This window comes from Methylophaga frappieri (assembly GCF_000260965.1).
GTDB lineage: Bacteria > Pseudomonadota > Gammaproteobacteria > Nitrosococcales > Methylophagaceae > Methylophaga > Methylophaga frappieri.
This window is the reverse complement of the sequence record NC_017856.1, coordinates 2,650,387-2,674,061: the sequence shown is the minus strand read 5'-3', so window position 1 is coordinate 2,674,061 and position 23,675 is coordinate 2,650,387. Positions and strand designations below refer to the sequence as shown.

24 protein-coding genes and 1 tRNA gene are annotated in these 23,675 nt (G+C 45.8%); 4 read left to right on the top strand and 21 right to left on the bottom strand.

Annotated features, from left to right (window positions below; genetic code table 11):
• Nucleotides 1–6: 6 nt before the first annotated feature.
• The 11 genes from Q7C_RS12840 to Q7C_RS12790 form a co-directional block, all read right to left on the bottom strand.
• Nucleotides 7–525, bottom strand: coding sequence for a YceD family protein (locus Q7C_RS12840; RefSeq protein WP_014705215.1), 519 nt, complete (start codon nt 523–525; stop codon nt 7–9).
• A gap of 42 nt (nt 526–567) precedes the next feature.
• A complete protein-coding gene (purF, locus tag Q7C_RS12835; protein ID WP_014705214.1) occupies nt 568–2,076 on the bottom strand; it encodes an amidophosphoribosyltransferase in 1,509 nt (502 codons plus the stop codon).
• A 23-nt stretch (nt 2,077–2,099) separates the two neighbouring features.
• Entirely contained in the window at nt 2,100–2,588 is a 489-nt protein-coding gene (locus Q7C_RS12830) for a CvpA family protein (protein ID WP_014705213.1), read from the bottom strand.
• Nucleotides 2,589–2,689: 101 nt separating this feature from the next.
• On the bottom strand, nt 2,690–3,427 hold the full coding sequence (locus Q7C_RS12825; RefSeq protein ID WP_014705212.1) for an SPOR domain-containing protein: 738 nt from the start codon (nt 3,425–3,427) through the stop codon (nt 2,690–2,692).
• A 17-nt stretch (nt 3,428–3,444) separates the two neighbouring features.
• A complete protein-coding gene (gene lon, locus Q7C_RS12820) occupies nt 3,445–5,874 on the bottom strand; it encodes an endopeptidase La (protein ID WP_014705211.1) in 2,430 nt (809 codons plus the stop codon).
• Between the two features lie 124 nt (nt 5,875–5,998).
• Nucleotides 5,999–7,270 (bottom strand): ATP-dependent protease ATP-binding subunit ClpX, encoded by a 1,272-nt coding sequence (gene clpX / locus Q7C_RS12815; RefSeq protein WP_014705210.1) that lies wholly within the window; start codon nt 7,268–7,270, stop codon nt 5,999–6,001.
• Nucleotides 7,271–7,297: 27 nt separating this feature from the next.
• Nucleotides 7,298–7,933, bottom strand: coding sequence for an ATP-dependent Clp endopeptidase proteolytic subunit ClpP (clpP, locus tag Q7C_RS12810; RefSeq protein WP_014705209.1), 636 nt, complete (start codon nt 7,931–7,933; stop codon nt 7,298–7,300).
• An 83-nt stretch (nt 7,934–8,016) separates the two neighbouring features.
• Entirely contained in the window at nt 8,017–9,315 is a 1,299-nt protein-coding gene (tig, locus tag Q7C_RS12805; RefSeq protein WP_014705208.1) for a trigger factor, read from the bottom strand.
• Between the two features lie 60 nt (nt 9,316–9,375).
• Nucleotides 9,376–9,460: transfer RNA gene (locus Q7C_RS12800), tRNA-Leu, on the bottom strand.
• A gap of 104 nt (nt 9,461–9,564) precedes the next feature.
• Entirely contained in the window at nt 9,565–10,512 is a 948-nt protein-coding gene (locus Q7C_RS12795) for a 5'-nucleotidase (protein ID WP_014705207.1), read from the bottom strand.
• Between the two features lie 5 nt (nt 10,513–10,517).
• The gene (locus Q7C_RS12790) at nt 10,518–11,099 is read right to left on the bottom strand and encodes a nuclease-related domain-containing protein (RefSeq protein WP_014705206.1); all 582 of its coding nucleotides are present in this window, start codon (nt 11,097–11,099) and stop codon (nt 10,518–10,520) included.
• A gap of 136 nt (nt 11,100–11,235) precedes the next feature.
• Here Q7C_RS12790 and Q7C_RS12785 point away from each other — a divergent pair, with 136 nt between their 5' ends.
• Together Q7C_RS12785 and Q7C_RS12780 are read left to right on the top strand one after the other, a co-directional pair.
• Complete coding sequence (locus Q7C_RS12785) at nt 11,236–12,870, top strand: alpha-D-glucose phosphate-specific phosphoglucomutase (RefSeq protein WP_014705205.1); 1,635 nt, start codon at nt 11,236–11,238, stop codon at nt 12,868–12,870.
• A 6-nt stretch (nt 12,871–12,876) separates the two neighbouring features.
• Entirely contained in the window at nt 12,877–13,458 is a 582-nt protein-coding gene (locus Q7C_RS12780) for a Maf family protein (RefSeq protein WP_014705204.1), read from the top strand.
• A gap of 7 nt (nt 13,459–13,465) precedes the next feature.
• Here the strand turns inward: Q7C_RS12780 and Q7C_RS12775 are convergent, their stop codons facing one another.
• Complete coding sequence (locus tag Q7C_RS12775) at nt 13,466–13,858, bottom strand: hypothetical protein (protein WP_014705203.1); 393 nt, start codon at nt 13,856–13,858, stop codon at nt 13,466–13,468.
• 116 nt (nt 13,859–13,974) lie between these two features.
• On the opposite strand from Q7C_RS12775, the gene Q7C_RS12770 reads away from it, so the two are divergent.
• Together Q7C_RS12770 and murU are read left to right on the top strand one after the other, a co-directional pair.
• On the top strand, nt 13,975–14,949 hold the full coding sequence (locus Q7C_RS12770; RefSeq protein WP_014705202.1) for an aminoglycoside phosphotransferase family protein: 975 nt from the start codon (nt 13,975–13,977) through the stop codon (nt 14,947–14,949).
• Nucleotides 14,946–15,635, top strand: coding sequence for an N-acetylmuramate alpha-1-phosphate uridylyltransferase MurU (murU, locus tag Q7C_RS12765; protein WP_041366755.1), 690 nt, complete (start codon nt 14,946–14,948; stop codon nt 15,633–15,635). Before Q7C_RS12770 ends, murU begins: the two co-directional genes overlap by 4 nt.
• On the opposite strand, the gene argF is transcribed toward murU, so the two are convergent.
• The 9 genes from argF to Q7C_RS12720 form a co-directional block, all read right to left on the bottom strand.
• A complete protein-coding gene (gene argF / locus Q7C_RS12760) occupies nt 15,624–16,520 on the bottom strand; it encodes an ornithine carbamoyltransferase (RefSeq protein WP_014705200.1) in 897 nt (298 codons plus the stop codon). The two genes, murU and argF, sit on opposite strands and share 12 nt — an antisense overlap.
• Before the next feature lies 1 nt (nt 16,521).
• Nucleotides 16,522–17,721: an aspartate aminotransferase family protein gene (locus Q7C_RS12755; protein ID WP_014705199.1), complete on the bottom strand. Its 1,200-nt coding sequence runs from the start codon at nt 17,719–17,721 to the stop codon at nt 16,522–16,524.
• Nucleotides 17,722–17,869: 148 nt separating this feature from the next.
• Nucleotides 17,870–18,451 carry a superoxide dismutase [Fe] gene (gene sodB / locus Q7C_RS12750; RefSeq protein ID WP_014705198.1) on the bottom strand — a complete coding sequence of 194 codons (582 nt, stop codon included), beginning with the start codon at nt 18,449–18,451 and terminating at the stop codon, nt 17,870–17,872.
• Nucleotides 18,452–18,532: 81 nt separating this feature from the next.
• The gene (rimI, locus tag Q7C_RS12745) at nt 18,533–19,006 is read right to left on the bottom strand and encodes a ribosomal protein S18-alanine N-acetyltransferase (protein ID WP_014705197.1); all 474 of its coding nucleotides are present in this window, start codon (nt 19,004–19,006) and stop codon (nt 18,533–18,535) included.
• Nucleotides 19,007–19,015: 9 nt separating this feature from the next.
• Nucleotides 19,016–19,432: a DNA polymerase III subunit psi gene (locus Q7C_RS12740; protein WP_014705196.1), complete on the bottom strand. Its 417-nt coding sequence runs from the start codon at nt 19,430–19,432 to the stop codon at nt 19,016–19,018.
• A gap of 82 nt (nt 19,433–19,514) precedes the next feature.
• Nucleotides 19,515–20,258, bottom strand: a complete 744-nt coding sequence (gene pssA, locus Q7C_RS12735) for a CDP-diacylglycerol--serine O-phosphatidyltransferase (RefSeq protein WP_014705195.1) — start codon at nt 20,256–20,258, stop codon at nt 19,515–19,517.
• A 113-nt stretch (nt 20,259–20,371) separates the two neighbouring features.
• Nucleotides 20,372–21,385 carry a ketol-acid reductoisomerase gene (gene ilvC / locus Q7C_RS12730; RefSeq protein WP_041367214.1) on the bottom strand — a complete coding sequence of 338 codons (1,014 nt, stop codon included), beginning with the start codon at nt 21,383–21,385 and terminating at the stop codon, nt 20,372–20,374.
• Between the two features lie 38 nt (nt 21,386–21,423).
• Entirely contained in the window at nt 21,424–21,918 is a 495-nt protein-coding gene (gene ilvN / locus Q7C_RS12725) for an acetolactate synthase small subunit (protein ID WP_014705193.1), read from the bottom strand.
• The gene (locus Q7C_RS12720; RefSeq protein ID WP_014705192.1) at nt 21,918–23,660 is read right to left on the bottom strand and encodes an acetolactate synthase 3 large subunit; all 1,743 of its coding nucleotides are present in this window, start codon (nt 23,658–23,660) and stop codon (nt 21,918–21,920) included. The genes ilvN and Q7C_RS12720 overlap by 1 nt, the downstream gene beginning before the upstream one ends.
• Nucleotides 23,661–23,675: the final 15 nt, after the last annotated feature.

Sequence of the window (23,675 nt, the reverse complement as noted above, 5' to 3'; positions counted from 1 at the left end):
AATAAATTATTTTTTCGTTTTTAATGCTGCTAACACAGCAAAAGGTGAAGCTGGTTTTTCAACTTCAATTTCAGTCTCACCTGCTTGCCAATGTTCATCTGGCAGACAGGCAAAATCATGTTTTGGCACTATCGGCAGTGCTAATATCAATTCATCCTCAACAACATCAGCGGGATTGACAGTTTTTGCATCATCCAGCACCCACGGTTCGTATTGTTCCGCCAATCCTTCTACAGCATGTTCAAACCGAACAATACCCAGCAAAGATTGCAAGTCCAGAACCAAGGTCATCGGTGACAAGCAGCGCTCACACTCAAGCTGAACCGATGTCTTGAACCTGCCTCGCATAAAAGGCAAGCCAGTCTCATCAATATCAAACTGCATTTCAACCGCCACTTCACCATCACTACTCACCAGCAATTCGGTAAGTCTGCGCATTGACGACAGTGGAATTTGCCCTTGTAAATACAAGCCATTGTGCGCAAAACGCACGGGATCGATGTCTTTGGGCAATTGTTGGTGCATAATCGACGGGATTATATAAGAATTCAGCTTAAACAGCAAAATCTAAGCGTCATTGTGCAGCTCGATAATCGCATTATTTTTTTGATTATCCTGCTTAGAATTATCATTACGCAAAGCATCAATGTAATACAAGTAATCTGCATCGATATCACCGGTAATATAATCCCCATCAAAACAGGAAGTATCAAAACAGGTGACCTCGCTTTTTTTGTTAATTGCCGCCACTAGATCTGCTAAATCCTGATAAATCAGCTTATCCACGCCGAGCTCTTCGGCAATGTGATCGACATCTCTGTTATGAGCAACAAACTCTGCCGGCGAAGGCATGTCAATGCCGTAGACATTGGGAAAGCGAACGGGCGGCGCAGCTGAGGCAAGATAGACTTTTTTGGCGCCGGCATCCCTAGCCATCTGGACAATTTGTTGCGAGGTGGTACCTCTGACAATCGAATCGTCGACCAACAACACATTTTTGCCTTGAAACTCTAAACCGATTGGATTGAGCTTTTGACGAACTGATTTTTTCCTCTGGGTTTGACCGGGCATAATAAAGGTGCGGCCAATGTAGCGATTTTTGATAAAGCCTTCACGATAAATAACCCCCAAGTCATATGAGAGCTGCAGAGCCGCACTGCGACTCGTATCCGGAATTGGGATGACCACATCGATATCATGGTCTGGCCACTCACGGGTGATTTTTTCCGCCAACTTGGTGCCCATACGCATCCGGCTTTTATGAACAGAAATCCCATCCATCATCGAATCAGGTCGCGCAAAATAGACATATTCGAAAATACAGGGCGACTTTATCGGATTATCAGCACACTGCTGACTGTGAAATTGACCTTGGTTATCAATAAAAACACACTCGCCTGGCTCTATATCACGCAATAAATGATAATCCTGAGAATCAATGGCGACACTTTCTGAAGCCACCATATAATCTCGACCATCGGCCGTATCTCGATAACCAATCACCGCCGGCCTAATGCCATAGGGATCACGAAAGGCCAACATCCCCACGCCAGCAATCATAGCCACGGCGGCATAAGCACCTTTACAACGCTTATGAACTTGCGCCACAGCGTTGAAAATATCTTCGGGTTGAGGCTGTAATTTTGCTGAAGTCTGTAATTCATGCGCCAACACATTCAATAACACTTCAGAATCAGAATTGGTATTCAGGTGCCGGCGATCGCTTTTAAAGAGCTGATCGGTTAATAACTTCGTGTTAGTTAAATTGCCGTTATGGGCCAATGCAATCCCATAAGGAGAATTAACATAGAAAGGCTGACTTTCCGCTGACGTAGAACATCCCGCTGTTGGATAGCGAATGTGACCAATACCCATGTTACCTTTAAGGCGAATCATGTGGCGTGTGTGGAAAACATCTTTAACCAAACCATTATCTTTTCGCAGATAAAAGCGCCCCGCAGCATCACAGGTCATGATACCCGCCGCATCCTGTCCGCGATGCTGCTGAATGGTCAGCCCGTCATACAAAGCCTGATTGACTTCGGTATGGGCGACAATACCAATAATTCCACACATAAAATCAGTCCTGCCAGGATGAATTAAAAATTGACATGCGCAGCAATATCAGCCGGCACAAAACCTAATGCCCAAGTTGCCAGCCTTTCAAATTGTGGCAACAACAGGGCATTCTGCCACCAATCGTCAGTTGGCATTGGTGTCAGACCAGCCAGAATCACCAGCACAGTGACAATAGCGATGCCACGCAATAAACCAAAAATCACGCCAAGTGCACGATCGGTACCACTTAATCCGGTTTTATCAACGAGCTGAGCAATCGTGTGATTTACCAGTGCACCCAAGATCAAGGTCACCGCAAACAACACAAAAAATGCCGCAAACAAACGTATTGAAAGAGTATCAATATAAGGGACAAGAAGGCCGGCCAGATAGGTATAGAAAGTCAGCGCTACCCAAAAAGCCAACACCCAGCTTATCAAAGATAATACTTCCCGGACGAAGCCTCTAATAATACTAATACCAGCGGACAGCAGAATTATGGCGATAATCAGAAAATCAACCCAGTTCATCGACGATGTCACCACGCTGCAAACTAAAAGCGTATTTTAACAGATTGCCCAGACTAGCCACAGAAAAATATCGAAATCGAGACAAGGGCCGACTAATAAAATCAGGGTTGCATCACTTGAGTTTTAATATTGAGGGCTTGGGCCAGTTTTGCTGCCAAATCATCTGCAGCGGACCGGTTAGCCGATGAAGGCATGCGCACACGATAATTCACCACGCCCGCGAGGGTTATTTTTTCAATATGCGCCTCGAATCCCGCTTGTTTTGCCTTATTCTGCAGCGTTAAGGCATTTTCCTGAACTGAAAAACTGCCGAGTTGAACTTGCCAACGCTCAGTGGGTGACGTCGAATCAACCGTTGTCGACGTCAGCGCTGTTTCGTTTTTGTTAGCATCGGCCGAAACTGACGACTGAGCCGTTTCCGGTGTCGCTGGCACTTTTTCAACCGGTTTTGGCGTCGGTACTGGTGATGGCAGATTCTCCTGCTCGGATGCGCTTGATGATGATTCGTTGAATTCACTTTCAACATCAGCTGCTGCTGACGTTGTCACTTGCTCCGGATCAGCTTCAGTGGCTTGACTTACCCTGTCAGGTAAACTTTCCGAGTCATTTTCAGCGAGGGGATCTGCGTCTTTCAAGGTGTCCGCATCCACCATTGTTTCCGTTGGCGGAGTCGATTCGAGTGGCTCAATAACCGAAGTAAAGTCAATTGGTTCAGGTAGCGTGACATCCTTTTCACGCTGATGTTCACCCACTTTGTTCAACACCGTAAAGGCTAAAGCCACAATAATCAGCAGCAAAACTGCGGCACCTATCAGGCGTTGTTGTTGCGTCGGTGTCATGACTGTTCCCCGTTAAATTAATGCCGGTTTTGTGTGTTCACCTCGTGAAATCCCGGTTTTTCACCACTCATCACGGCCGGTGATGGTTCAGACGTGTTGCGTGGCTCTGGCAATTGCTGCAAAGCCACTTCCAGCACTTCCTGAATCCAGCGTACCGGTATGATTTTCAATCCTTTTTTAACATTATCCGGAATCTCTCGGAGATCTTTCACATTATCTTTAGGTATTAAAACGGTATCAATCCCCCCACGATGCGCTGCCAGCAGTTTTTCTTTTAGTCCGCCAATGGCAAGAACTTCACCTCGCAAGGTAATTTCACCGGTCATCGCGACATTCGCTTTAACGGGAATACCCGTAATCGCAGACAGTAAGGCAGTACACATTCCGATACCAGCACTTGGACCATCTTTCGGCGTTGCGCCTTCTGGCACATGGATATGCAAATCATGGTTTTGAATAAAATCATCTGCAACGCCCCACTCCGCTGCACGAGATCGCACTACTGTGGTCGCTGCCTGAATAGATTCTTGCATGACATCGCCCAGCTTACCGGTATAACTTGCCTTGCCCTTGCCTGGCATCACGGCCGATTCAATCGTTAATAACTCACCACCAACTTCCGTCCAGGCGAGCCCGGTGACCTGACCAATACGATCACTTTCCTCAGCGACCCCATATTGATAATGGTAAACACCAAGATAATCTTCCAGGTTATCGGCTGTCACAACAATTTTGTCTGAGTCTGACGTTTTCAGAATTTGCTTCAATACTTTTCGACAAACCTTGGCAATTTCACGTTGTAAACTGCGCACGCCGGCTTCGCGGGTGTAGCGCCGAATAATTTCCATGACAGCCTGGCTGGTAATGTCAACTTCTGAAGGTTTTAATCCTGTGTCTTTCAGCGCTTTTGGCAACAGATATTGCAGCGCAATGTTGAGTTTTTCATCTTCGGTATAACCCGCCAAACGAATAATTTCCATCCGATCACGCAATGCATCAGGGATATTCAGTGTATTCGCCGTGCAGACAAACATTACATCGGACAGATCGTATTCCACCTCAAGATAATGATCTGCAAAGGTTGAGTTTTGCTCAGGATCCAGCACTTCAAGTAACGCTGATGCAGGATCACCACGAAAATCCATTGCCATTTTGTCAATTTCATCCAGCAAGAAAAGTGGATTTTTAACTTCTGTCTTGGCGATATTCTGCATCACTTTGCCGGGCATTGAACCGATGTAAGTGCGGCGGTGACCACGTATCTCGGCTTCGTCACGAACGCCGCCAAGTGCCATCCGCGTAAACTTACGATTGGTTGCTCTGGCGATAGACTGCGCGATAGACGTTTTACCCACACCCGGTGGACCGACCAGACACAAAATAGGGCCTTTGATCTTTTTGACCCGTTTTTGTACTGCAAGATACTCGACAATACGTTCTTTGACTTTTTCAAGGCCAAAATGATCTTCATCAAGAATCGTTTGAGCACGATCCAGATCCAACGTCACCTTGGAACGCTTCTTCCACGGCACTTCAAGCAATGACTCAATATAATTTCGCACTACAGTCGCTTCCGCGGACATCGGCGACATCATTTTTAGTTTTTTCAGCTCAGACTCGGCTTTTTCACGTGCCGCTTTCGGCATGCCAGCTTCAGCAATTTTCTCAGCTAACTCATCATTTTCGTTGGCTGTTTCATCAAGCTCACCAAGCTCTTTTTGGACAGCTTTAAGCTGCTCATTAAGATAATACTCGCGCTGGCTTTTCTCCATTTGTTTTTTGACACGGTTACGAATGCGCTTTTCGATTTGCTGAATATCGATTTCCGATTCCAGATAAGCCATCAGCTTTTCGATACGTTCTTTGACGTCTGCCATCTCCAGCAATTGCTGTTTATCTTCCAGTTTGAGCGTCATGTGCGCAGCAACTGTATCTGCCATCCGCGCAGACTCTTCTATACCGGAAAGTGAGGCAATCACTTCAGGCGGAATTTTTTTGTTTAATTTTACGTATTGCTCAAATTGCGTGAGTAGCGTACGCATCAGAACATCGGCTTCTCGCTCTTCAGGAAGCGCATCACTGAGCATGACAATGTCGGCTTCGAAATACTCTTGACTATCGTCAATACGTGTCACTTGAGCGCGTTGCGTCCCTTCTACCAGTACTTTTACCGTACCATCAGGCAGCTTTAGAAGCTGCAGGATATTGGCAACGGTACCGGTATCGTAAAGATTGTCAGCAGATGGCGCATCTTCACCAGAGTCTTTTTGCGCAACTAATAAGATAGGCTGATTTTCATCGGTGGCCACTTCAAGCGCTTTAATGGATTTTTCTCGGCCAACAAACAATGGAATAACCATATGCGGATAGACCACAACATCCCGCAGGGGTAACACGGGTAATTTTTCCAGTGTGTCTTCGGTCACGGTGGTCGTTTTATTTTCCATCAAGGGAACCTCATTGCCCTGCAATAAGCAGGATTATTTAAAGATGTAAGGGATATTGGGGCAGCCACAAAAAAATCAAGCGGCCGAACTCGACCACTTGATATCAGGCATAGCAGAGCAACGACTATTTATCGCTTGCTGCGAGATTTTTCTCAGTATCTTGATACATCAAAATAGGTGGATTTTCACCATTAATCACACTTTCATCAACTACAGCTTTACTCACACTGCTCAATGAAGGCAGATCAAACATCGTATCTAACAGGACATTTTCAATGATAGAACGAAGGCCCCGTGCACCCGTTTTACGTTCCATTGCTTTTTGCGCAATGGCGCGTAATGCATCTTCGCGAAACTCCAGTTCACACTCTTCAAGTTCAAACATTTTTTGATATTGTTTGGTCAAAGCATTCTTGGGTTCAGTCAAAATCTGAATCAATGCTGCTTCGTCCAACTCATTAAGCGTCGCAACGACCGGTAACCGGCCAACAAACTCTGGGATTAAGCCATATTGAATCAAATCTTCAGGCTCAACGGTTTGCAAGGCTTCACTAAAGCTTCTTTGCGTTTCGACACTTTTTACTTCAGCTGAAAAGCCAATACCGCCTTTGTGCGATCGATTACGAATGACTTTATCTAGTCCCGCAAAAGCGCCACCACAGATAAACAAAATTTTACTGGTATCAACCTGCAAAAACTCCTGCTGAGGATGCTTGCGCCCGCCTTGAGGTGGAACAGATGCAATCGTGCCTTCGATCAGCTTTAATAGCGCTTGCTGTACGCCTTCACCTGAAACATCACGGGTGATCGACGGGTTATCCGATTTCTTGGATATTTTATCTATCTCATCGATGTAGACGATACCCGTTTCCGCTTTGTCAACGTCATAATCACATTTTTGCAGTAATTTCTGAATAATGTTTTCAACGTCTTCACCCACATAACCGGCTTCGGTCAGCGTGGTCGCGTCGGCCATCGTAAAGGGGACATTTAACTGACGCGCCAAGGTTTCAGCCAATAAAGTCTTACCGCTACCCGTTGGCCCTATCAACAGGATATTACTTTTTGAAAGCTCAACATCGTCTGACTTTTGCCCATGACGAAGCCGTTTGTAGTGGTTATAAACAGCCACTGATAAAACGCGCTTCGCTTTTTCCTGACCGATAACATAATTATCCAACGCCGTATTGATTTCATGCGGTGTTGGCAGTCGAGCCTCAGCCGAGTCGGTCTTTTGTTCCTGTAATTCTTCGCGAATGATGTCATTGCACAGTTCGACACATTCATCACAAACGAATACGGAAGGACCCGCAATCAGTTTTTTAACTTCATGCTGACTTTTGCCGCAAAAAGAACAGTAAAGTAATTTCTCGTCGTTTTTTTTGTCGTCACTCATTGCAATTCATTCCTAACGATGTCGGGTTCAGGAAGTAGTATCTGGTCTTTCTGTCAATACTGAGTCAATTAAGCCATATTTTGCCGCTTGCTCACCATTCATAAAGTTATCACGATCCGTGTCTTTTTCGATCTGCTCAATTTTTTGACCCGTATGGTGTGACATGATTCGATTTAACCGGTCACGAATACTAAGAATTTCTTTGGCGTGAATATCAATGTCAGAGGCCTGCCCTTGAAAACCACCTAAGGGCTGATGAACCATCATGCGCGAGTTAGGCAAAGCAAAGCGTTTACCTGCCGCACCGGCAGTCAGCAACAAGGCCCCCATACTAGCCGCCTGACCAATACACAGCGTACTGACATCCGGCTTGATAAATTGCATTGTATCGTAAATTGCCAAGCCAGCGGTTACCGCCCCACCTGGTGAATTAATATACAAGTGAATATCTTTATCCGGATTTTCCGACTCAAGAAATAACAGTTGCGCCACAATTAAGTTGGCCATGTGATCTTCAACCTGACCGACCAGAAAAATAACACGTTCTTTAAGCAGTCGGGAGTATATGTCGTAAGAACGTTCTCCACGAGAAGTTTGCTCAACAACAATAGGAACCAGTGCATTACTGACCGATTGGGTTTCTCCACTAAAAATATTGCTCATAAAATTCCTGTTATTTCACCCCAAAAAAATAAGCCCGCGCCCAGTAATCTGAGCTCGGGCCTGATTCAGTCTTGACAATCGACTTACCGTGCCGCGTTCATCACCTCAGAGAACGTTGACGTTTTTTCCGTTACTTTAACATTGTCAAAGATCCAATCAACAACACTATCTTCCACTACCATCATCTGAATTTCAGAAAGTTTGTCTTGATTGTTACGGTAATAGTTCACAACATCTTCAGGATCTTCGTAACTGGCGGCAATAGCATCAATCGCCGATTTAACTTTATCTTCGTCAGGCTTAATGTCATTGTCAGCGATAATTTTACTGACCAGCAGGCTTAGCTTAACCCGTTTTGTGGCATTGCCCTTGAAGGTTTCCAACTCAAAAGGCAGTCCTTCGACGTTAACGCCTTGTTGGCGCAGGTTGTTTTTAGCTTGTTCCATCAAATGCTGAGCTTCACGTTCTACTGCCGCTTCAGGGAGTGCAAACTGATTATTGTCAGCTAATTTGTCCAGTGCTTGACGTTTGTTGAGATTTTTTAAGGTATTAGCAAGTTCACGTTCCATATTGGTGCGAACTTCTTTTTTCAATGCGGCCAAGCCACCCTCAACACCACATAACTCAGCAAATGATTTGTCTAATTTAGGAAGTTTTTGCTTAGCAACTTGCTTAACCGTTACCGCAAATTCGGCTGTTTTACCACGCAGGTGCTCAGCTCGGTAATCATCTGGAAAGGTCAATGTAACGGTTGTGTCTTGACCAGCTTTAACGCCAACAAGTTGTTCTTCAAACTCCGGCAGCATACTGCCGTTGCCGATCACAACCAGCACGTCCTGACCTTTACCACCTTGAAACTCTTCACCGTCAATCCGGCCAACAAAATCAATGGTAACGCCATCTTCTTCTTTCGCGGCGCGTTTTAGCGGATCCCAGGTTGCTCGTTGCTCACGTAAGGTGTTAAGCATGTTATCGACATCTTCATCCGTCACTTCAGCAACAGATTTGTCGAGCTCAAGCCCTTTCAGTTCTACCGTTTTTACTTCCGGAAAAATTTCGTAATTCAGCGTATATATCAGAGAAGAGTCTTCTTCCTTCAAGCTATCAACTTGTGGCGTGCTCGCTGGATTGACTTTCTCTTTCTCAAAAGCTTCACGCATGCTTTTTTGCACCAGTTCATCAATGATTTCACTGCGTGCTGACATACCATGTGTTTTTTCCACCATTTTCATAGGCACTTTGCCCGGGCGGAAACCAGCCATTTTGACTTTTGGACGAATTGACGCCAAGCGCTGCTGAACTGCTTCTTTAATATTGACGTCTTCAACCGTGATCGTCATTTTTCTGCCCAGCTCGCTGACATTTTCTACTGTTACTTGCATTCTTTACCTCAAATATGGGGGGTCAGAATATTGGGTGATTTAACCCCACAATCTTTATGATGGTACGAGAGGAGAGACTCGAACTCTCACAGGTTGCCCTACTGGAACCTAAATCCAGCGCGTCTACCAGTTCCGCCACTCTCGCAAAACTCTTGTTAGGGTAACCCCTAATGAAATTCAGTCGCGTATTATAGCCCGTTAAAGCGGCTAAAACCAGCCTATGCTAGTGGTAAATAAATTGTAGCAAATTCACTGCTGTTTAGTTTCCGGCGGCTCGGCCTGCGCAGTATTAGCAATACCATGAGGTACATGACCTGTCGCAACGTGCGCCTTTGCCGACTCACAATGCTGCTCCTGATCATCAAAGAAAATATCTGCACCAAAAGCTTTAAGAAACGGTCCCTTGGCCATTCCGCCCAAAAAAATGGCTTCATCGATCCGAATCCCCCACTCTCTCAGCGTACGAATAACCCGTTCATGCGCTGGCGCTGACCGTGCCGTGACCAGCGCCGTTCGAATGGGCGCGGAGTTTTCTGGATACTCAGTTTGAATGCGGTTTAAAGCCATTAAGAAATCTTTGAATGGCCCGCCGGTCATGGGTTGGCGGGCTGTTTTCTGTTCATTTTGGGTAAATGCTTCCAGACCACGTTCTTTAAAAATGCGCTCTGATTCATCTGAAAACAAAACCGCATCGCCATCAAAGGCGATGCGTAACTCATCAAATTCCGTATTATTGCCAACATCTGAAGGAAAAATCGTTGCTGCTGCAATACCCGCATCCAGGGCCATTCTGACATCTTCCGGGCTGGTTGACAGAAACAGATTCGCACTAAATGGGGAAACATAGCGGTAAGGACTATCCCCTGAAGTAAATACAGCGCGACTGATACGCAAATTATGATATTGAATTGAATTAAACACCCGCAACCCGGTGTCAGCACTATTACGAGACAACAGAATGATTTCAACCCGCGGTGTTTTGGGGTTGTTATCGTTTAAAGAAAGCAGCTTCCTAACCAGATTGAAGGCACCGCCTGGCGGTAAGGGTTTATCTTCATTCGCTATCTGATACTGGCAGTAAGCCTCGGTACCCTCCTGCTCGTAGATGCGATGGCTTTCGTCCAGATCAAATAAAGCACGAGAGGAAATGGCAACAACCAGTGGTTTGGCAACAGATGCTGTTGAGGATTGCGTCATTTCTTTTACCCCACTGACTCCAATTTAATACTTTCGGTGACCGTTTCCCAGGCTTCATTTAACACGGCTTCCGGCAATGGTTTGGCGGAAAATACTGAAGATAAGTCCGCTTCCAGAGTATTGATCAGCGATGCTCGTGCCGGTTTGTCTTTAGGAAAGTTACAACGACCGGTAAACACGATATGCGTATAGACTGGAATCTGTGGCACCAATACCGTTAAAGATTGCTGCATATTTTGCAGATAATGCAGTGGATTTGTAAAAGGATAGCTACGACCCTCTGTTAACTGGGTCCATTGTGCGGTCTGATCCGATCCAAACAAATGTCCATTTAAAGGTAATGATTGCAAGATAAGAAAGCCTTGCCGAAGCAAAATAAGATGATCAATTTCCATTAAACCACCAATGCCATCTGGCACCAGTACCTTTCTTGATTGCGCTACCAGATAAGGCTTCAGAATTCGCTGAATTTGTTGTTCTGGAGAAAAATCACGACGTCGGATCCGGATATACAACCAAATACATAAACAGATTAAAATTAAAACCGCTGCCCACAACCACTCATCGTTAAACCACCTATGCTGCAAATTTATCTCCTGAATAATTTAATTGCCTCACCCTTAACACAAATGCAGAGTTGTTGAGACTGGATTCGGTAGTCAGTATAGTGCATTAGCATGGTCAGGCTAGCTTGTCCGACTATTTTCTATTATGGGATAAATTATGACAGTTGTTCAGGTTGCAACCCAGCCCTTTTCTGATCAGCGCCCTGGTACATCAGGCTTGCGCAAGAAAGTAAGGCAATTCCAGAAGCCCCATTATCTGGAAAATTTTGTCCAATCCATGTTTGATGCTTTAGGCGATATTTCGGGAAAGACCCTAATACTTGGCGGTGATGGGCGTTATTACAATGACACCGCGATTCAGACTATTGTCAAAATGGCTGCCGCAAATGATGTTGGCAAACTCATCATTGGTCAAAACGGTTTATTGTCAACGCCAGCAGCATCCTGTGTTATTCGTAAAACGCATAGCTTTGGCGGCATCATCTTATCGGCAAGTCATAATCCAGCTGGCGCTGATGGCGACTTTGGTATCAAGTTTAACGTGGCAAATGGCGGCCCAGCCCCCGAAAAAATTACCGAAACAATGTACCAGAGAAGTCTGGAAATAACGCAATACCAGATCTCACAGACCCCGGATATTGAACTAGGTCTTATAGGCGAGCAAACTGTCGGCAACTTACAAATCGAAATTATTGACCCGGTCATTGATTACGCCGATCTAATGGCTTCTTTATTTGATTTTTCAGCAATACGTGCCCTGCTTACGCAAGGCCAGTTTCGCATGCGATTTGACGCGATGCATGCCATCACAGGCCCTTACGCAACTGAAATTCTGGAAAATCGCTTAGGGGCGCCCACCGGCACAGTAATGAATGCCATCCCGAGCCCTGACTTTGCTGGTGGTCATCCAGACCCGAACCTAACCTATGCAGAAGATCTGGTAAATATTATGTTTGGTGAGGACGCACCTGACTTTGGCGGCGCATCAGATGGCGATGGCGATCGGAATATGATTCTGGGTAAACATTGTTTTGTTACCCCGTCCGACAGTCTTGCCATCATCGCTGCAAATAGCCATTTAATTCCGGCATACCAGTCTGGTTTGAAGGGGATTGCTAGATCGATGCCAACCAGTCAGGCACCAGATCAAGTAGCCCGAAAACATCAGATCCCGTTGTACGAAACACCAACCGGTTGGAAATTTTTTGGCAATCTGCTCGATGCCGGGCTGGCAACATTGTGTGGTGAAGAAAGTTTTGGCACAGGCTCAGATCACATTCGCGAAAAAGACGGCTTATGGGCCGTATTATGCTGGTTGAATATTATCGCGGCACGCCAGCAATCGGTTGACACCATCATGACAGCGCATTGGCAGGAATTCGGTCGGCATTATTACAGCCGGCATGATTATGAAGCAATTCCGACAGAGAAAGCGGAAAAACTGATGTCTCAGTTGAATGATAGTTTGTTTAAGTTGCCTGGAAAAATATGCGGTGACCGCACCATTCGTTATGCAGATAATTTTAGTTACCATGATCCAGTCGACCAATCAGATACAGAAAAACAAGGCATTCGTATCGGATTTGATGATGGTGCGCGGATTATATTTCGCCTCTCTGGCACTGGCACCGATGGTGCCACCTTACGAGTATATCTGGAACAATATGCGGATGACTCATCGCAACTGGCTTTTGAAACGCAGACCGCACTTGCCGATTTAATTAAACTGGCCGACAAATTAGCTCACATTCGCGAGTTAACGGGCCGTAATGAACCCACGGTTATTACCTGACAACTTATGCAAACCTTGATTCTTGGCTCTAGCTCCCCATATCGGGCTACCTTACTCGACAAGTTACACCTTGATTACCAAGTGGCCTCACCGCAAATTGATGAATCCCCGCTTTTGGGCGAATCCCCAGCACAGCTTGTGTTGCGTCTTGCTGAAAACAAAGCTCGTAAAGTTGCTGAAAGTCATCCCGATTCACTGATAATCGGCTCGGATCAGGTGGCCGTTTTAAATAATAAAATAATGGGCAAACCCGGCACTACAGAAAAGGCCATCAAACAGTTGACTGAAGCGAGCGGCAATATGGTGACCTTTTTAACCGGGCTAGCATTGTTTAATGCAAGAACCGGCACCATGCAATCCTTGGTCGAACCTTACGAAGTGCATTTTCGCTCACTCACCACCCAACAAATTACGCGCTATATTGAAAAAGAACAGCCGCTGGATTGTGCCGGCAGCTTTAAATCCGAAGGCTTGGGAATCAGTCTTTTTCAGGCATTAAATGGTCAGGACCCTAATAGCTTGATTGGGTTACCATTGATTCAACTGGTTAATTTTCTCGCTTCCGAAGGGGTTGATGTGTTGCGTTAGGCAATCATTATTTTTTGGCGTTTTCAGCTGCCATTGCTTGTGCAGCAAGGTTGTTCATCGTTTGTGCCATTAACTTTCTTGCTGCTCTGGACCGTAGTGTTTTAATCATGCCAAAAGAAAGTGATGCATTAACATTTTGCTCATCAAGCAGGTTCTGCAATTCAACTAAATGGTTTTCACAAGACTGCAAAATCTCGTTAGCATGGTTTTGCGCATCTTTACCATTGGCAGCCACATCTAACCGGGATGACATCATACATTTATTATATTCAGTTATGAGCGTTGTCATGGCAAATTGGGCCGCCTCAGGCATATCGGCCGGGGCGGTAATATTTTCAGCACGTGCCGTAAAGGGCAACATGATCAACATTGGGACATGCCAAAAAGATACTTTTTTCATTGATAACTCCGATTACTTTACGTACTCACTGAAACTTTCATTTTATAACGTCATTATCGCTATATCTAATTGATACTATACACTGAGTTTTTTTAAATTTATCTGTTTCACAAACAATGTCTAATACAACCCGATATCAACTGATGCTGAAATGGCTACAACTGTTTTACAAAGGAAATAATTTTCAAATATCTGTCGCTTCAAATGACGCAAGTTTCCGACGGTATTTTCGTTTAAAAGTTGCAAACGGCAGTAAAATTATCATGGATGCGCCGCCAGAGCATGAGGATGTACGCCCTTTTGTCACAATAGCCCGCCTCTTAAGTCGGCATGATGTACCCGTACCTCACATTTATGCCGAAGACGCCCAGCAAGGTTTTTTATTGCTTGATGATTTTGGCACAACACCCTATTTGGATATTCTGACAGCCGATTCTGCTGATCGGCTATATCATCAAGCAATTGACCAGATCATTCAGATGCAGGCAATTGCGCAGCCGCCAGACATCCCGCTTTATGACGCATCATTATTAATGCGCGAGTTAACCCTGTTTGATGAGTGGTTTCTGGAACGGCATTTACAACTCAAGCCGCCTGCGTTACTCCAAAAGCTATATCCGCTGCTGCTTGATAATGCACTGAGTGAGCCACAATGTTTTGTTCACAGAGATTATCACTCACGTAACTTAATGCAGTTATCCGATGGTTCGGTCGGTATTATTGATTTTCAAGATGCTGTTTGGGGGCCAGCAAGCTACGATTTGGTTTCGCTGTTAAAAGATGCTTACATCCAATGGCCAGCCCATAAAATCACCCAATGGCTTAGGTATTATTATGAACGATCCAATCATCATAACGTGACGTTTACCGACTTTGATAATTTTAAAAAATCATTTGAATTTATGGGATTACAAAGACATTTAAAGGTATTAGGTATCTTTTGCAGGTTGCACTATCGTGATAATAAATCACAATATCTAAATGATTTAAAAGTCGTACTCAACTATGTTACCGAGGTGTGTAGCCGGTATCCTGAACTACAACCTTTGGCCGCATTTTTAGACGAAAATAAAATAGAACAACGCGTATGAAAGCTATGATTCTTGCTGCAGGACGAGGCGAACGACTCCGGCCGTTAACTGACCATACGCCAAAGCCCTTACTTCTCGCCGGCAATAAACCCTTAATCGTTCATCTTATTCAGCAACTTGTCAGTGCCGGTTTTAACGAAATCGTCATTAACCACGCGCATTTAGGAGAACAATTTCCAGCGGTGCTTGGCGATGGACATCAATGGCATGCCAATTTGACTTATTCGGCAGAAAATAACGGTGGACTTGAAACAGCAGGTGGAATTATCCATGCATTACCGATTCTAGGCTCTGCACCGTTTCTTGTGGTAAATGGTGATATATGGACAGATTATCCGTTTAGGAAACTCCGTCATGCCCTGGCCGATAACAAAGACTGCCATTTGATCCTAACCCATAACCCAGCACACCATCCTGATGGCGATTTTGCACTTACTCAGGCTGGATTACTTGATTTAACGGGCGACAAAAAATATACCTATAGCGGTATCGGGGTGTATCACCCGCGCTTATTTGCGGGGCTCGATGATCGAAAAAGGCCACTCAAACCTTTACTTTTAGAGGCTATTGCCACTCAGCGGGCTACAGGAGCGTATTTCGATGGCACTTGGTCAGATATTGGTACAGTCGAAAGATTAGAAGCCTTAAATAGGCATTTACTTAGCCGCAATACCTCAAGCGCATAATAGTTCTAATAACGCTTTTTGAGCATGCAGGCGATTTTCCGCTTCTTGCCACACAACACTTTGTGGTCCATCAATGACTTCTGCTGACACCTCCTCACCCCGATGAGCCGGCAGACAATGCATAAATAAAGCATCATTGTCAGCCAAGGCCATCAGTGCAGAATTAACTTGAAAGTCTGCAAAAGCAGCTTCTCGTTTTCGCTGCTCTTCTTCCTGGCCCATACTGGCCCAAACATCAGTCACAACCAAATCCGCGTTACTGACGGCTGCTTTGGGATCATGACAGATAAACAGCTCGGCATCAGCTGCGTCAATCACTGACTGCTGCGGTTCATAACCAGCCGGTGCCGCAATATTTAATTTAAAACCAAATTGCTGCGCTGCATTAATGTAGGAGTGACACATATTATTACCATCACCAACCCAGGCAACCGTTTTACCTCGAATATCACCACGCTGCTCAAAATAGGTTTGCATATCTGCCAATAACTGACATGGGTGAAATTCATCGGTCAACGCATTAATGACTGGCACGCTGGAGTATTTGGCAAAGGTCTCAACTTTACGATGCTCAAAAGTCCGAATCATCACGACATCAACCATGCTGGAAATAACACGCGCAGAATCTTCAACCGGCTCGCCACGCCCCAGCTGCGTGTCATGAGGTGACAAAAATATCGATCCGCCCCCAAACTGAATCATTGCAGATTCAAACGATACCCGGGTACGAGTCGATGATTTTTCGAAAATCATCGCCAATACTTTATTTTTCAGAGGCTCATAAACCTCCCCCTGTTGTTGCATTTTTTTTAGCTCGGTTGCACGCTCGACCAGCCGGGTCAGCTCTGATGGGGTCAAATCACGCAAAGTTAAAAAATGTTTCATTTCAGGCAACACTCACTTCAGCTTGTTTAGCCAGAAACGCAATAACCAGCGTGCTGACTTTGTTTACAATCAAATCGGCTTGATCTTCATTGATAATCAAGGGTGGCAAAAGGCGAATCACTTTTTCCGCTGTGACGTTGATAAGAAGCTGCTCTGCCAGCGCCGCCTTGACGAGTTCGGCACAGGGATAAGCCAACTCAATACCAATCATGAAGCCTTTCTGGCGAATCCGTTTCACCCCATCCACACCGCCCAATTTGGCCTGAAACCCAGTATTCATTCGTTCAGCCAGCGTTTCGACCTGGTGCAACACCCCCTCGGAAGCAATGGTTTCCAGCACAGCTAATGCCGTTCTTGCCGCAAGCGGATTTCCACCAAAAGTTGAACCATGGTTGCCCGCTTCCAATACTCCCAGGGCCGGCCCTGCTGCCAAGCAGGCACCAACAGGCATGCCATTTCCCAATCCTTTAGCCAAGGTCATGACGTCCGGCAGCAGTTCCTCGCTATGTTGAAATGCAAACCATTTTCCTGTTCTGCCAATACCCGTCTGCACTTCATCCAGCATCATTAACAGCTTGCGTTGCGTACAGAGCTCGCGTACTAAACGGAGATAATCAGCATCTGGAATTTTGATCCCACCTTCTCCTTGAATCGGTTCCAACAACACCGCAACCGCTTCGGGCCAGTGACTTATTGCCATTCGTAACGCGTCCAGATCGTTATAAGGAACACGCACAAAACCCGGCACCAATGGTTCGAAACCAACTTGAACCTTGCTGTTACCCGTCGCCGTTAAGGTCGCCATAGTACGGCCATGAAAACTGCCATCCATAACGATAATAACCGGCTTCTCAATCCCTTTTTGATGACCATATTTGCGTGCCAGTTTGATTGCCGCTTCGTTTGCTTCCGCACCAGAGTTACAGAAAAAAACCTGATCCATCCCGGATAGCTGGGTTAATTTATCCGCCAACTGCTGTTGTAAAGCAATGTGGTAAACATTTGAGGTATGGATCAATGTGGCTGCTTGCTCACAAATTGCTTGTGTTACCTTTGGATGACAATGGCCCAGATTGGTCACTGCGATACCGCTCAACGCGTCCAGATAAGGGGTATCGTTGGCATCAAACAGCCAAGCCCCCTCGCCCCGTTGAAAGCTAACCTCTAAACGACCATAAGTCGGCATGACACTCTCAGCCATGACTTTGCACTCCCTGCCATCCTTCTAATGGCGATGTTGGCAATTTATGCCAGTAATAAAATAAAAAATGGCAGTCTCAGGAGAAACTGCCATTATTCAGTATGTACGTTAATTAATGATGGCGCTTCATCGCGCCTGGATTCATTGGCTAAGCTGCATAATTTGCAGCAACAAACTCCCAATTAATCAGGCCCCAAAAATTTTCCAGGTATTTAGGTCGTGCATTACGATAATCAATATAGTAAGCATGCTCCCAAACATCGCAGGTCAAGAGCGGCGTTTGGCCGTTGGTCAGTGGGCAACCAGCATTGCTGGTATTGACAATTTCAAGGTTGCCGTCGGCATTTTTTACCAACCATGTCCAGCCTGAGCCAAAATTGGTTGTAGCCGACTTAGTAAACTGCTCTTTGAAGGCATCAAACGAACCAAACGTCTGGTTAATTGCTTCAGCAAGCGAACCTGTTGGCGCTTCGTCGGCATTCGGCGTTAAACAGTTCCAATAAAAGGTATGATTCCAGATTTGTGCTGCGTTATTAAAAATACCGCCTGACGAATTAGTAATAATTTGTTCCAGCGTCTGTCCCTCAAATTCGGTGCCCGGAACAAGGTTATTCAAGTTGTTCACGTAAGTCTGATGATGTTTGCCGTAATGAAATGCAATTGTTTCAGCAGAAATATGTGGCTCAAGTGCATTTTCAGCATAAGGCAAGGCTGGCAATTCAAAAGTCATAAAAACTCCCATCAGTCTTTGAAAAGTAATTGCTAAGTCTAAGCCAGCACGGCATTTAAGGCAAGTTTAGACACCATAGCTTCACCCATTAAACCAACCTTCCTCACGCAGCGATAAGCTTAATCCCAGCAATAAAGCATCTTCTCTTCCATGCTGTGTTGGATAATAATTTCGCCTCGTAGCCATTTCGTTGAATCCACAAGAAAAATACAGCTGTTGTGCCCGCTGATTACTTGCACGCACCTCAAGCACGATTAATGTGGCTGATTGTTCAGCAGCTTGGGCAATAATGGCTTCAAGAAGACAGCGTCCGATCCCATTACCCTGATGCGCGGGTGAAACGCAGATATTCAAAATATGTAATTCATCCAGCACCGTTTGTGTTATCGAAAACCCAACGATTTGCGCGCGCTGTCGCCATACGTAGTTTTGATAACCTGACTGCAAACAATCTCGAAAATTCTGCGCGCTCCAGGGAAATTGATTGGCCGCTTGCTCAATCGCGATAACAGCTGGCAAATCCGTATTAAGCATCACTTGGCGTGACTCAGCCATGATCTAATGTTACTGACATAGTGGTTGTAATAACGACCAGATTTCTGCTTTTTGGGCCGGCTGATGTATGACATGCTCCAAGTCTGGCAGGTGAATCAGCTTGCCGGTATCAGTCAACAATGAAGCTGGCACCTGCGCCGAAAAATAGAGCACGTGATGAAGTTGACTTTGCGGATCGGATAGCTCAGAAAATGTCTGTTCTACTTCAACTTGCGTGTTGGCATCACCGATATTGACCGCCGTTAATATGTTTACCAACAAACGTTGCGCCATAGCAGATAACGGGGTTGTCAACAAAATCAGATAAGGCGCTTGAATAACCAGCTGTTTTGTCGACATCGCCTGCGCAGCAGCCTGCCCTCGTTGCTGCCAGGCAGGGATCCCCATCTCGCGTAGAACTTGACGCTGCAACGTCGTCAGTGTCATTAGCGAGATACCTCAGTAACGCTACGTAGCAAATAATACAGATTCATCAGAAACCATTTTGTAAGCACAAATACAAAGCCACTTACCGATTGTATTGCGTTCGCTCATGCCGACGTTTGCGAATCAAAATCAACGTCAATACAGGCCCCGAAACAGCGTAGAGTAAAAAAGCCGAAAATAATATCAGCGGCGGATCAATCGCAATCAGCGCAAACAGCAAAACCAAACCCAAGATCACCATAAAGGGCACCCTGCCACGCAGATCAAGCTCTTTGAAGCTGTGGTAGCGCACCGTACTGACCATTAAAATCGCAGTAATAAACGTTAATGGAACGGCGACGGTTGAAATCACTGATAAATCGACTTGATAAGTGTCACCAACCCAGACCCAACCGGCAACACATGCAGCCGCAGCCGGGCTGGGTAAGCCCTGAAAAAAGCGTTTATCTGCATGATCAGCTTGCGTATTAAATCGGGCTAAACGCAGTGCACCACATGCCGCATAGATAAAAGCAACCATCCAACCAAACTTACCGGTTGCCGACAGTGCCCACTCGAAAATCACCAGCGCCGGCGCCAAGCCAAAGGCTACCATATCAGCGAGACTGTCGTATTCTGCGCCAAAAGCACTTTGCGTATTAGTCAATCGGGCAATGCGTCCATCCAGACCATCCATCAGCATCGCAACAAAAATGGCAATGGAAGCGGTCGCAAAATCACCCCGCATCGCTGCGACAATGGCATAAAAACCAGCAAACAAACCTGCCGTGGTAAACAGGTTAGGCAACAAATAAATACCGCGATTTTGCTGCTTGTGCTGAACCATAAATACTCCCCGTAACCGGTAAACTAATCTTGCATTATGACAGGCGAAAACAACACTTACAAAAAAGGCCGACCGCGTAACGCGACCGGCCTTTTTGGGAGAGCAAAAAACGTTTAGTTTTTATTTTTATCAACGATTTTTTGGATCCAAGGCATCATTTCACGCAGTTTGGCACCGGTTTGTTCAATCGGGTGCTCCGCATTGATACGACGCATCGCCGTCATTTCAGGGTAGCCAGTTTGACCTTCAGCGATGAACTGTTTTGCGTACTTACCTTCCTGAATGTTTTTCAATGCTTCACGCATCGCCCAACGGCTTTCTTCGTTGATAACGCGTGGGCCCGTGACGTACTCACCATACTCGGCATTGTTCGAAATCGAGTAGTTCATGTTGGCGATACCGCCTTCGTACATCAGGTCAACGATCAGCTTCAGTTCGTGCAGGCATTCGAAGTAAGCCATTTCAGGCGCATAACCCGCTTCAGTCAGCGTTTCAAAACCGGCTTTAACCAGTTCAACCGCACCACCACACAACACAGCTTGTTCACCGAACAGGTCGGTTTCAGTTTCGTCACGGAAGGTGGTTTCAATGATACCAGTACGACCACCACCCACACCTGAGGCGTATGACAGCGCGATGTCTTTTGCTTTACCAGACGCGTCTTGTTCGATAGCGATCAGGTCAGGAATACCGCCGCCTTTAACAAATTCGCTACGTACAGTGTGACCAGGCGCTTTTGGCGCAATCATGATAACGTCCAAATCAGAACGCGGGGTGATTTGGTTGTAAACAATGGCGAAGCCATGGGCGAAAGCCAGCACCGCACCTTGTTTCAGGTTTGGTTCGATTTCTTGCTTGTACAGTTGTGACTGGAATTCATCCGGAGTCAGAACCATCACCAGATCTGCACCTTTTACTGCTTCTGAAACGTTGTCAGAAACTTTCAAACCAGCGCCCTCGGCTTTAGCAATAGACGATGAACCAGCACGCAGTGCCACAGTTACATCAACGCCAGAATCTTTCAGGTTGCAAGCATGGGCATGGCCTTGTGAACCATAACCGATGATCAAAACTTTCATGCCACGAATGATCGACAAATCACAATCTTTATCGTAGTAAATATTCAAACTCATTTTGTATTCCTTGGTTTTTAAATTGGTGTCGGTCAGATGTGTAGACTTCTGTCGCCCCGTGCGATCCCTGAAACGCCGCTGCGTACGGTTTCAAGAATCTTATGTTCGGACAATGATTCAATAAACGAATCGAGCTTGTTACCTGATCCGGTAAGTTCAATCGTGTAAGTTGCTGAAGTCACATCGATAATCCGACCACGAAAGATATCTGCCAGACGTTTGACATCTTCACGTTGGTCCATCGTTGCTGCCTTGACTTTAATCAGCAGCATTTCTCGCTCGATATGCGGACCTTCGGAAAGCTCCATTAACTTGACCACATCAACCAGCTTATTTAACTGCTTGGTGATTTGTTCAATAACCCGATCTGTGCCGGTGGTAACTATCGTCATCCGCGATAAGGAACCATCTTCTGTTGGTGCAACCGTCAACGATTCAATGTTGTAACCACGCGCTGAAAACAATCCGGCAACCCGCGATAATGCGCCTGCTTCATTTTCAATCAGAATTGAGATGATATGACGCATCACGATAGCTCCCGCTCAGGATCTTGTGGTGGCTCGCAGTGTGGTGACATATGCATTTCGTTATGTGCTTTGCCTTGCGCAATCATTGGATAAACATTTTCTGTTTGGTCGGTCACGATATCGAGAAAGACCAATCGATCTTTAAGTGCAAACGCTTCTTCCAGTTTGGGACGAAGATCTTCAACACGTTCAATACGAATCCCGACATGGCCATAAGATTCTGTCAGTTTTACAAAGTCAGGCAACGACTCCATATAAGAATGCGAATAACGATTTTCGTAGAAAAATTCTTGCCACTGACGAACCATGCCTAAATATCGATTATTAAGCGCAACGATCTTCACTGGCAGTCCATACTGAAGACACGTTGACAGTTCCTGGATACACATTTGAATACTGCCTTCACCTGTCACACAGATGACGGTTTCTTCAGGAAAGGCCAATTGAACACCCATTGCCGCAGGCAGCCCAAACCCCATGGTGCCTAGCCCACCGGAGTTAATCCAGCGATTTGGCTCACTAAAACCATAATATTGCGCCGCCCACATTTGGTGTTGTCCGACATCCGAAGTCACATAGGCATTACCGCCCGTAATTTCGTGCACCATCTCGATAACCGCTTGAGGTTTAATTTTGCTACTACCACGGTCATAGCTCATGCATTGTTTCGCACGCCAACTGTTAATTAATGTCCACCAATCATCAATGGCTTGCCTATCTGGTGCTGACTTACTGATATCGAGCAGATGATTCATGTCATTTAAAACATCCGCGACTCCGCCGACAATCGGCACATCAACTTTGATCGTTTTCGAAATGGAAGAAGGGTCAATATCAATATGGATGATTTTTGCATCCGGGCAAAATTCCGCGATTTTCCCGGTTACCCGGTCGTCAAAACGGGCGCCAATCGCAATGAGGACATCGCATTGATGCATTGCCATATTGGCTTCATAGGTGCCATGCATCCCCAACATACCCAAAAACTGATCATCATTCCAAGGAATGGAGCCTAAGCCCATCAGAGTCGTTGTTACCGGGTAACCCAGTTTTTTCACAAACTCACGTAACGGCGCAGCTGCTTGACCTAAAACAACCCCACCACCGGTATAAACCATTGGTTTCTTGGCCGTTAACAATAACTCAATCGCGCGTTTGATTTGCCCCGGATGTCCTTTGGTTACCGGCTGATACGAGCGCATTGAAACACTTTCAGGATAAACATAAGGAATTTTAATATTCGGATCGGTAATATCCTTAGGCACATCAACAACAACGGGGCCAGGTCTGCCGGTTGTCGCCACGTAGAAAGCTTTCTTAACCGTCGCAGCAAGATCGTTGATATCTTTAACAAGAAAGTTGTGCTTAACACAAGGCCGCGTGATACCAACGGAGTCGACCTCCTGAAACGCATCACTGCCAATATTCGCGGTGGCAACCTGACCGGTTATTACCACCATCGGAATGGAATCCATATAAGCAGTTGCAATACCCGTTACGGCATTTGTCGCACCAGGACCTGAAGTCACCAAGACCACACCTGGCTTGCCTGTCGCACGCGCATAGCCATCAGCAGCATGGGTTGCTGCTTGCTCATGGCGGACGAGTATATGCTTGACCGCATCCTGCTGGTACAGTGCATCATAAATATGCAATACGGCACCACCCGGATAGCCAAACAAAAACTCAACGCCCTCGTCTTTTAGACAATGGACCAGAATTTCGCCACCGCTTAATTCCACGTCTTCCTCTCTCGA

Bases quoted from the DNA above. Each gene is read 5' to 3' on its own strand.
- Q7C_RS12840 (WP_014705215.1), bottom strand. From the start codon at position 525: ATGCACCAACAATTGCCCAAAGACATCGATCCCGTGCGTTTTGCGCAC.
- purF (WP_014705214.1), bottom strand. From the start codon at position 2,076: ATGTGTGGAATTATTGGTATTGTCGCCCATACCGAAGTCAATCAGGCT.
- Q7C_RS12830 (WP_014705213.1), bottom strand. From the start codon at position 2,588: ATGAACTGGGTTGATTTTCTGATTATCGCCATAATTCTGCTGTCCGCT.
- Q7C_RS12825 (WP_014705212.1), bottom strand. From the start codon at position 3,427: ATGACACCGACGCAACAACAACGCCTGATAGGTGCCGCAGTTTTGCTG.
- lon (WP_014705211.1), bottom strand. From the start codon at position 5,874: ATGGAAAATAAAACGACCACCGTGACCGAAGACACACTGGAAAAATTA.
- clpX (WP_014705210.1), bottom strand. From the start codon at position 7,270: ATGAGTGACGACAAAAAAAACGACGAGAAATTACTTTACTGTTCTTTT.
- clpP (WP_014705209.1), bottom strand. From the start codon at position 7,933: ATGAGCAATATTTTTAGTGGAGAAACCCAATCGGTCAGTAATGCACTG.
- tig (WP_014705208.1), bottom strand. From the start codon at position 9,315: ATGCAAGTAACAGTAGAAAATGTCAGCGAGCTGGGCAGAAAAATGACG.
- Q7C_RS12795 (WP_014705207.1), bottom strand. From the start codon at position 10,512: ATGACGCAATCCTCAACAGCATCTGTTGCCAAACCACTGGTTGTTGCC.
- Q7C_RS12785 (WP_014705205.1), top strand. From the start codon at position 11,236: ATGACAGTTGTTCAGGTTGCAACCCAGCCCTTTTCTGATCAGCGCCCT.
- Q7C_RS12780 (WP_014705204.1), top strand. From the start codon at position 12,877: ATGCAAACCTTGATTCTTGGCTCTAGCTCCCCATATCGGGCTACCTTA.
- Q7C_RS12775 (WP_014705203.1), bottom strand. From the start codon at position 13,858: ATGAAAAAAGTATCTTTTTGGCATGTCCCAATGTTGATCATGTTGCCC.
- Q7C_RS12770 (WP_014705202.1), top strand. From the start codon at position 13,975: ATGTCTAATACAACCCGATATCAACTGATGCTGAAATGGCTACAACTG.
- murU (WP_041366755.1), top strand. From the start codon at position 14,946: ATGAAAGCTATGATTCTTGCTGCAGGACGAGGCGAACGACTCCGGCCG.
- argF (WP_014705200.1), bottom strand. From the start codon at position 16,520: ATGAAACATTTTTTAACTTTGCGTGATTTGACCCCATCAGAGCTGACC.
- Q7C_RS12755 (WP_014705199.1), bottom strand. From the start codon at position 17,721: ATGGCTGAGAGTGTCATGCCGACTTATGGTCGTTTAGAGGTTAGCTTT.
- sodB (WP_014705198.1), bottom strand. From the start codon at position 18,451: ATGACTTTTGAATTGCCAGCCTTGCCTTATGCTGAAAATGCACTTGAG.
- rimI (WP_014705197.1), bottom strand. From the start codon at position 19,006: ATGGCTGAGTCACGCCAAGTGATGCTTAATACGGATTTGCCAGCTGTT.
- Q7C_RS12740 (WP_014705196.1), bottom strand. From the start codon at position 19,432: ATGACACTGACGACGTTGCAGCGTCAAGTTCTACGCGAGATGGGGATC.
- pssA (WP_014705195.1), bottom strand. From the start codon at position 20,258: ATGGTTCAGCACAAGCAGCAAAATCGCGGTATTTATTTGTTGCCTAAC.
- ilvN (WP_014705193.1), bottom strand. From the start codon at position 21,918: ATGCGTCATATCATCTCAATTCTGATTGAAAATGAAGCAGGCGCATTA.